The sequence below is a fragment of the Bradyrhizobium sp. genome, from assembly GCF_035484855.1.
Classification (GTDB): domain Bacteria; phylum Pseudomonadota; class Alphaproteobacteria; order Rhizobiales; family Xanthobacteraceae; genus Bradyrhizobium.
This window is the reverse complement of the sequence record NZ_DATHOP010000017.1, coordinates 1-8,342: the sequence shown is the minus strand read 5'-3', so window position 1 is coordinate 8,342 and position 8,342 is coordinate 1. Positions and strand designations below refer to the sequence as shown.

The following is an 8,342-nucleotide window of genomic DNA, read 5'->3' as shown; positions in this document are numbered from 1 at the left end:
CGGCGACATCGTCAATATCGACGTCACCTTCATTGTCGAGGGCTGGTACGGCGATTCCAGCCGGATGTATGCGGTGGGTCCGATTGCCCGGAAGGCCGAGCGGCTGATCGAGGTGACCCATGAGGCCATGATGCGCGGCATCGCCGCGGTGAAGCCCGGCGCCACCACCGGCGATGTCGGCCATGCCATCCAGAGTTTCGTCGAGCCGCAAGGCATGAGCGTGGTGCGCGATTTCTGCGGCCACGGCTTGGGCCGCATGTTCCACGACGAGCCGAACATCATCCATATCGGCCGCCCCGGCGAAGGCGTGACGCTGAAGCCCGGCATGTTCTTTACCATCGAGCCGATGATCAATCTCGGCAAGCCGCATGTGAAGATCCTGTCCGACGGCTGGACCGCGGTGACCCGCGACCGCTCGCTGTCGGCGCAATTCGAGCATTCGGTCGGCGTGACGCCTGATGGCTTCGAGATCTTCACGCTATCGCAGCGCCATGGCGAGAAGCCGCCGGTCTAGGTCGTCATACCCGCCATCGGCCGGTGCGCTGAGCCGACCCGCATTCCAATGTCATAGCCGGGCTGTATACTTGACCGGGCGATGACAATTTGTGGGTTGCGTGGCTACGCCCCGTTCTGCCGAGTCCCTATTCCCCCGCCTGCAGTTTGCGCAGCGGGAATAGCTCGCCCGCTCCAGCCTTGACGAGGCGCGGGGCCTCCACGGGCACTTCCGTCTTGCTGAAATCGAGCTCCTCGATTCTCCCGGCGCGCTTTTCGATCTTGTCGGCGGAGATCAGGATCTGGCGGACGTCCTCGTTGGCGTCGGAGAAATGCTTCTGCAGCTTCAGCACGCGATCGCGGAGCCGGCCGAGGTCGTCGCCGAGGTTGAGTACCTCGGTGCGGATCTGGTCGGCGGCATCCCGCATCCGCGCGTCTTTCAGGATCTGCTGCATCACCTGGATCGCCAGCATCAGAAGCGACGGGGACACCAGCACGACGCGGGCGCGGTAGGCCTTCTGGATCACGTCGTCAAAGCCGTCATGGATCTCGGCATAGACCGATTCCGACGGCACGAACATCAGCGCCGTATCCTGGGTCTCGCCGGCGATCAGGTATTTTTCCGCGATGTCGCTGACATGCTTCATGACGTCAGCACGCAACCGCTGCGTGGCTGATTTCTTCTCCTCGTCGCTGCGGGCGTCGTGCAGCGCGGTCATTGCCTCCAGCGGAAATTTCGCGTCGATGCAGAGCGGGCGCTGGTCGGGCAGGAACACCACGCAATCCGGCCGCTTTCCCGTGGAGAGCGTGAACTGGAATTCGTAGGCGCCCTTGGGCATGCCATCCTGGACGATCGCCTCCATCCGCGCCTGGCCGAACGCGCCGCGCGACTGCTTGTTGGCGAGCACGTCGCGCAAGGTCGTCACCTGCGAGGTCAGGTCGGTGAGATTCTTGTGGGCGTTGTCGATGATGCCGAGCCGCTCGTGCAGCACGCGCAAACTGTCCATGGTGTTGCGGGTAGTTTGCTCCATGGACTGGCCGACTCGGTGGGTCACCGAATCGAGCCGCTCGCTGACGGCGCGCGCCATCTCGGCCTGGCGGCCGGCCAGATGCTGCCCCATCGCATCGACGCGGCCGGTGGCTTCGCTCTGGGCACGCAGCATTTCGTTGAGGCGGTCTTCGAGTTCGTCGGCGCGGACGGCCTGCGCCATCGCCAATTCCGCGCCCCGCCGCCCGGACCGGGCGATCGCGATCGTGATGATCAGGAGCAGCAATAGCGCCAGCGCGCCAAAGCCGATCAGCGCCGTGCCGGTGCGGACCGGCCAGTCGCCGATCATGAAAAGTATCTCGTTCATGGCGCCCTTGTAGCCGATTCGGCGGCCGGCGCGAACGAAGGGCGAACATTTATGGTGAATCGCAGGTAAATTTTTATGGTTAATGCTTCGCTAAAATTCATGGTTAAGCGATGGTGAACGGACCGCGCGAGCGGATTGACCCCGGCAAATCAACCGCTTAAATCGCCCGCCATGGCCTTGCGCGAAATCATCATCCTCCCCGACAAGCAGTTGCGGCTCGTCTCCAGGCCGATTCTGAAGGTCACGCCGGAGATCCGCCAGCTCGCCGACGACATGTTCGAAACCATGTACGATGCGCCCGGCATCGGGCTTGCGGCGATCCAGGTCGCCGAGCCGCTGCGGCTGATCACGATGGACCTCGCCAAGAAGGACGAGGACGGCGAGACCACGCCGCGGCCGCGCGTCTTCATCAATCCGGAGATTCTTTCGTCCTCGGAGGAAACGTCGGTCTACGAGGAAGGCTGCCTGTCGATCCCGGAATATTACGAGGAGGTGGAGCGGCCGGCGAAGGTACGGGTGCGGTTCACCGATCTCGACGGCAAGGTGCACGAGGAAGACGCCGAGGGTCTATTTGCGACCTGCATCCAGCATGAGATCGATCATCTCAACGGTGTGTTGTTCGTGGATCACCTTTCGAAATTGAAACGCGACCGCGTGCTGAAGAAGTTTGCCAAGGCCGCCAAACGGGCCGAGGAGTAGCGACGGGCCAAACTCTCAGTCGTCATGCCCGGGCTTGTCCCGGGCATCCACGTCTTTCTTCCTCGCCGCGCCAAAGACGTGGATGGCCGGGACAAGCCCGGCCATGACGGATAAACTGAATTCTCCTTGGAATTTTCGAAAAGATGTCCCTTCGCTTGATCTTCATGGGCACGCCCGATTTCGCGGTGCCGACATTGCTGGATCTCGTGGCGCACGGCCACGAGATCGCTGCGGTCTATACCCGCGCCGCAAAACCTGCCGGGCGCGGCATGAAGCTGCAACTGAGCCCCGTCGAGGTCGAAGCGAGGCGGCTTGGCATTCCCGTGTTCACGCCGGCGACGCTGAAGACGCTGGAGGCGCCTGTGGAATTCCGCGCGAATGACGCCGATGCCGCCGTCGTCGTCGCCTATGGCATGATCCTGCCGCAGGCCATTCTCGACGCTCCAAGACTCGGCTGCTTCAACCTGCATGCCTCGCTGCTGCCGCGCTGGCGCGGGGCGGCGCCGATCAACCGCGCCATCATGGCCGGCGATAGCGAGACCGGCGTGATGGTGATGAAGATGGACGCCGGCCTCGATACCGGCGACGTGGCGATGGCCGAACGCATCGCGATCACCGATGCGATGACGGCTGCCGATCTGCACGATGCGCTGGCGCGGCTCGGGGGAGACCTGATGGCGCGCGCGATCGGTGCGCTGGAACGGGGCAAACTGCAGCTGACCAGGCAAAGCGAAGAGGGCGTCACCTACGCTGCCAAGATCGACAAGGCCGAGGCGCGGATCGACTGGAACCGGCCGGCGCACGCGGTGCTGCGTCATATCCACGGGCTATCGCCGTTTCCCGGCGCGTGGTGCGAGATTCCGATCGATGGCGAGCAAGTGCGGGTCAAGATCCTGCGCTGCGCGCAGGTCGATGGCGCCGGCGCGCCCGGCCAACTGCTCGACGATCATCTCACCGTTGCCTGCGCTGGTGGCGCTATCCGCATTCTCGAACTGCAGCGCGCCAGCGGAAAGCCTATGAAGGCGAAAGATTTTTTGCGCGGCACGCCGCTAAAGCCGCCGATGCGGTTAAGCTGATGCTCCGGTACAAACTCATCATCGAATATGACGGTGGCCCGTTCTGCGGCTGGCAGATCCAGGACAACGGCCCGTCGGTGCAGGGCGCGCTGGAGGATGCGGTCAAGGCGGTCTGCGGCGAACAAGTCCGCATCCACGGCGCCGGCCGCACCGATGCGGGTGTCCATGCGCTGGGGCAGGTCGCGCATTGCGACATCGCAAAACATTTCGTGCCGGGGCGTTTTCGCGACGGACTGAACGCGCATCTGCGCCCCAACCCGATCGGCGTGCTGTCGGCCGAGATCGTGCCGGATGATTTCGAGGCGCGTTTCTCGGCGAAGAAGCGGCACTATCTCTACCGGATCAGCAACCGCCGCGCCAATCTCGCGCTCGATATCGGCCGCGCCTGGCGGCTGCCGCGGCGGCTCGATACGGACGCGATGCACGAAGCCGCGCAAAGATTGGTGGGCAAGCACGATTTCACGACGTTTCGCGACAGCGAGTGCCAGGCGAAATCGCCGGAAAAGACGCTGGACCAGCTCGATGTCATCAGGGACGGCGATGCCGTCGATATCGTCACCTCGGCGCGTTCGTTCCTGCACAGCCAGGTGCGCTCGATGGTGGGGTCATTGATGTGGGTCGGCGACGGCCGCTGGAGTGGTGACGATCTCGCCGCCGCTCTCGCCGCGCGCGACCGCGCCGCCTGCGGTCCCGTCGCGCCGCCGGAGGGGCTATATCTGGTGCGGGTGGAGTATTAGGGTCCCATCCCTACTTTGCATGGGGTTGTTTTCGCGAATTTGTGTCTGGCGCCCTGCGGTCCACTGCCGAAGCGGCGCGATCACGAAAAATACCTATCCAGAATCCCGCGATAGATCTTCGTCAGCTTCTCCAGATCGGCCACCGGCGTGCGCTCGTCGATCTGGTGCATGGTCTGGCCGACCAGGCCGAACTCGATGACCGGGCAATAGCCCGAGATAAAGCGGGCATCCGAGGTGCCGCCGGAGGTGGAGAGTTCCGGCCTGCGGCCGGTGACCTCCTCGATTGCGGCGACCGCAAGATCGGTGAAGGGGCCGGGTTTGGTCACGAACACGTTGGAGTTCGATGGCTCCCACACGATGCGGGCGCGAACGCGGTTTCCGGTCGCCTTGGCGAGCCGCGCCTCGACCAGTTGCCGCAGCGTCTCCCGGGTATGGTGATCGTTGAAGCGGATGTTGAATTTCGCGCGCGCCTGGCCCGGGATCACGTTGGTCGCGGTATTGCCGACATCGACGGAGGTGAATTCGAGGTTGGAGGCCTGGAATTGGGCGCTGCCCTGATCGAGCGGGTCGTCGCTCAGCGCCACGATCAGCCGCGAAATGTCCGGCACCGGATTGGCGGCGCGCTGCGGATAGGCGACATGACCCTGCACGCCGTCGACATAGAGCGTGCCCGATTGCGAGCCGCGGCGGCCGACCTTGATGCAATCGCCGAGCACCTGGACATTGGAGGGCTCGCCGAGCACGCAATGGTCGAATGTCTCGCCGCGCGCCGCGACCCACTGCAGCAGCTTGATCGTGCCGTTGACGGAGATGTCCTCCTCGTCGCCGGTGATCAAAAACGAGATCGAGCCCTTTGGCTTGCCGCCATGGTCGGCGAGATAATCCAGCACCGCGGCGACGCTGCAGGCGATGCCGCCCTTCATGTCGACCGCGCCGCGGCCGTAGAGCAGGCCGTCCTTGACCTCGCCCGCGAAGGCGCCATGGCTCCAGGCGCTCTCGTCGCCGGGCGGCACCACGTCGGTATGGCCCGCGAAGGTGATGTGCGGCGCGGCGGTGCCGATCCGGGCATAGAGATTGTCGACATCCGCGGTGGCGGGTTCGCCGAAGGTGACGCGATGCGTCTCGAAGCCGGCGGCTTTCAGGATGTCTTCGAGCACGCCGAGCGCGCCGGCATCGGCCGGCGTTACCGAACGGCAGCGGACGAGATCGCGGGCAATCGAAAGGGCATCAGTCATGCCCCCGCTTAACATGCGATCCGGGCGATGGGCCAGCACCGTGGGGCACAAATTCCAGCTCGCTTTGCTGGTCCCAGCGTGGCCTGGTGTCGGCCGGCGTCAGCGGATCGGCGCCGAACCGGTTTGGGCCGCTGGTCCCTCTCAGGAACAGCATTTCGATGAAACCCCAGAGGCAGAGCGCGTTGACCGCGTGTCCGAGCAGAGCCACCGCCCAGGAATCGCCGAGCAGATCATCAAACCGGTTGAACAGGGGCGGCACGACGAAAAAGAGAATCATCCACCAGCCGCTGCGGTTGCGATCATGAAGCCGCTTGACCGTGGCAGCGGTGAGGAACCACATGGCGGCGACGAAGATCGGCGTTCCCAGCGCAGAGAACAACAGCGGAACCAGCGCCGCCGCCGGACCGGTACCGGCGAAGCCGGCGTGGAGAGGCAATGACGGCGGATCGCCGAATATGAGGTAGACGTCGAACCGAATCGACTTCACGTGGTCGCCGAAAATGGCGGCGAGCAGGAACGCCAATATCCACAAAAAAACGCCGCAGGAAATCTGGCTGGCCAACGAGGCATACCAGTATTTGGCGCGATTGATGCGGCCGTGAAAACCGAACAGGAATTGGTTGCTGGTATAGCTGTTGTCCATCGCGGCAGTCTCCGGAAGCCCCAAGGGCCCGTCCGGCAGATTGGTCGCACTGGCGGCCGACAGGTTCGAGGGAGTCCGGCAACGCCCCGCCAACCAGCCCGCAATCAGGCAGGCGACGGCCCGGCACGGCGTACGAGAAAGTCCGGAATGCCATACGGCCCCGGGCCGGAGGCGCCGGGAGGACCGGTGACCGCACTCGTCGGATCAAACCCGTATTGGTTGGCCCCCTCGGTCCCCGCCAGGAAGACCAGTTCGATGAAGACTCCGGTTTGCAGAAGGGACGTCGCAACCGCCAGCAGGACGAGCGGCAATTCCACAAAGATCGAAATGTCGACCCCGAACGAGAGCCCGAAGAAAAGACCGTAATAGACATAAGCGAGACGATTGAGGACCAGAATTGCAATCGCCCACCAGCCGCTCCTGTCGCGATCGTGCAGCCGCTTGACCGTCGTGGCCACATTAATCCAGATCATCGCGATGATGGCGGCCCAGACAAAGAGCCAAGCCTGCCATTGCGCTGAAAACTGAAGCGGAGGCTTGACCACGAGCTCAAACCAGAGCGCCAGCAGCGCCAGCTGCACGGCGAGGTACCTGGCGCGGCCCATTCGGCCCCTGAAGCTTAAAAACAGTCCAACGGTGTTCAAGGCTTTTCTCCCGCTCGAGCAATAGTCGGGCGGGAGCGGCATTCGGTTCGATCCAGACTAGTCCCGCAGCAGCTCGTTGATGCTGGTCTTGGAGCGGGTCTGCTCGTCGACGGTCTTGACGATGACGGCGCAAGCCAGCGCAGGACCGGGTGAGCCGTCTTTCAGCGGCCTCGCCGGCCGGGTTCCCGGCACCACGACCGCATATTCCGGCACCTCGCCGATATGGATCTTGCCGCTGTCGCGATCGATGATCGGGGTCGAGGCGCCCAAAAACACGCCCATCGCCAGCACCGCGCCCTTGCGCACGATCACGCCTTCGGCGACCTCTGAGCGCGCGCCGATGAAGCAATCGTCCTCGACGATGACGGGCTCGGCTTGCAGCGGCTCCAGCACGCCGCCGATGCCGACGCCGCCGGATATGTGCACGCGCTTGCCGATCTGAGCGCAGGAGCCGACCGTCGACCATGTGTCGATCATGGTGCTTTCATCGACATAGGCGCCGAGATTGACAAACGACGGCATCAGCACGACGTTCTTGGCGATGAAGGCCGAGCGGCGGACGATGGCGCCCGGCACCGCGCGAAAGCCGGCGTCGCGAAACCGGTTCTCGCCCCAACCCTCGAATTTCGACGGCACCTTGTCCCACCACGACGCCTTGCCGGGGCCGCCGGGGATCGAGCTCATGTCGTTGAGCCGGAACGACAGCAGCACCGCCTTCTTCAGCCACTGATTGACCTTCCATTTGCCGCTGGTCTCGCGCATCGCCACCCGCGCCTCGCCCTTGTCGAGCAAATCGAGCGCATGATCGACGGCGTCGCGGACTTCACCCCTGGTCGCAGTCGAGATGCCGTCGCGGGCGTCGAACGCGGCGTTGATGGTGGATTCGAGGGAGGCGAGAGACATCGAAGTTTCCTTGGGCGGGCTTGGTCAGGACAGGCGATGCGCTTTGTCGGGATTCGGGGACGAGGAGTCAAGAACACACACTCGTCATGGCCGGGCTTGACCCGGCCATCCACGTCTTTAGTGCCGCGAAACAGTTAAAACGTGGATGCCCGGGTCAAGCCCGGGCATGACGAAAATCATCATCTGCCCGCGCTCAGCCCCTGCAAAAACCCGGTCAAATCATCGGTAACATGATCGACATGGGCGGCATCGCGGCCTTCCAGCTCCCAGTCCTCGCGCACCACTTCCTTGCTGCCGTCGGGCACCACCAGCACCGTGGTCATGCCGAGCTGGTGCGGCACCACGAGATTGCGCGCCAGATCCTCGAACATCGCCGATTTCAGCGGATCGACCTGATGCAGGTCGAGAAATTTCCGGTAGGTCTGCGGCGCCGGCTTCGGCTCCAGCTCGGCGGCGATGATGTCGAATATCGCCTCGAAATGTCCGGCCAGGCCGAGCCGCTGCAACACCTTGTCGACATGGTCGGTCGACCCGTTGGTCAGGATCAGCTTGCGGCCG

General features: G+C 63.9%; 10 protein-coding genes. 4 read left to right on the top strand and 6 right to left on the bottom strand.

The genetic code is table 11. The features are described from left to right. Positions 1–514, top strand: a 514-nt coding sequence (gene map, locus VK804_RS01290; RefSeq protein ID WP_325366975.1) for a type I methionyl aminopeptidase, incomplete at its 5' end; no start/stop codon positions are given. Positions 515–641: 127 nt separating this feature from the next. Here the strand turns inward: map and VK804_RS01285 are convergent. After that, positions 642–1,847, bottom strand: coding sequence for a DNA recombination protein RmuC (locus tag VK804_RS01285; RefSeq protein WP_325366973.1), 1,206 nt, complete (start codon positions 1,845–1,847; stop codon positions 642–644). A 171-nt stretch (positions 1,848–2,018) separates the two neighbouring features. Between VK804_RS01285 and def the strand changes: the two genes are divergently transcribed. The 3 genes from def to truA all read left to right on the top strand — a co-directional run bounded on the left by def (position 2,019) and on the right by truA (position 4,359). Then, entirely contained in the window at positions 2,019–2,546 is a 528-nt protein-coding gene (gene def, locus VK804_RS01280; protein ID WP_325366971.1) for a peptide deformylase, read from the top strand. Between the two features lie 143 nt (positions 2,547–2,689). Continuing rightward, positions 2,690–3,622 carry a methionyl-tRNA formyltransferase gene (fmt, locus tag VK804_RS01275; protein WP_325366969.1) on the top strand — a complete coding sequence of 311 codons (933 nt, stop codon included), beginning with the start codon at positions 2,690–2,692 and terminating at the stop codon, positions 3,620–3,622. Further along, positions 3,622–4,359, top strand: a complete 738-nt coding sequence (gene truA / locus VK804_RS01270; RefSeq protein ID WP_325366967.1) for a tRNA pseudouridine(38-40) synthase TruA — start codon at positions 3,622–3,624, stop codon at positions 4,357–4,359. The genes fmt and truA overlap by 1 nt, the downstream gene beginning before the upstream one ends. A gap of 80 nt (positions 4,360–4,439) precedes the next feature. Here the strand turns inward: truA and dapE are convergent, their stop codons facing one another. The 5 genes from dapE to VK804_RS01245 all read right to left on the bottom strand — a co-directional run. After that, on the bottom strand, positions 4,440–5,594 hold the full coding sequence (gene dapE, locus VK804_RS01265; RefSeq protein ID WP_325366965.1) for a succinyl-diaminopimelate desuccinylase: 1,155 nt from the start codon (positions 5,592–5,594) through the stop codon (positions 4,440–4,442). Further along, positions 5,587–6,237: a DUF805 domain-containing protein gene (locus tag VK804_RS01260; RefSeq protein WP_325366963.1), complete on the bottom strand. Its 651-nt coding sequence runs from the start codon at positions 6,235–6,237 to the stop codon at positions 5,587–5,589. Before VK804_RS01260 ends, dapE begins: the two co-directional genes overlap by 8 nt. A gap of 104 nt (positions 6,238–6,341) precedes the next feature. Beyond that, positions 6,342–6,881 carry a DUF805 domain-containing protein gene (locus tag VK804_RS01255; RefSeq protein ID WP_325366961.1) on the bottom strand — a complete coding sequence of 180 codons (540 nt, stop codon included), beginning with the start codon at positions 6,879–6,881 and terminating at the stop codon, positions 6,342–6,344. A 57-nt stretch (positions 6,882–6,938) separates the two neighbouring features. Beyond that, positions 6,939–7,784 (bottom strand): 2,3,4,5-tetrahydropyridine-2,6-dicarboxylate N-succinyltransferase, encoded by an 846-nt coding sequence (dapD, locus tag VK804_RS01250; protein WP_325366959.1) that lies wholly within the window; start codon positions 7,782–7,784, stop codon positions 6,939–6,941. A gap of 179 nt (positions 7,785–7,963) precedes the next feature. Further along, positions 7,964–8,342, bottom strand: a 379-nt coding sequence (locus VK804_RS01245) for an HAD-IA family hydrolase (protein WP_325366957.1), incomplete at its 5' end; no start/stop codon positions are given.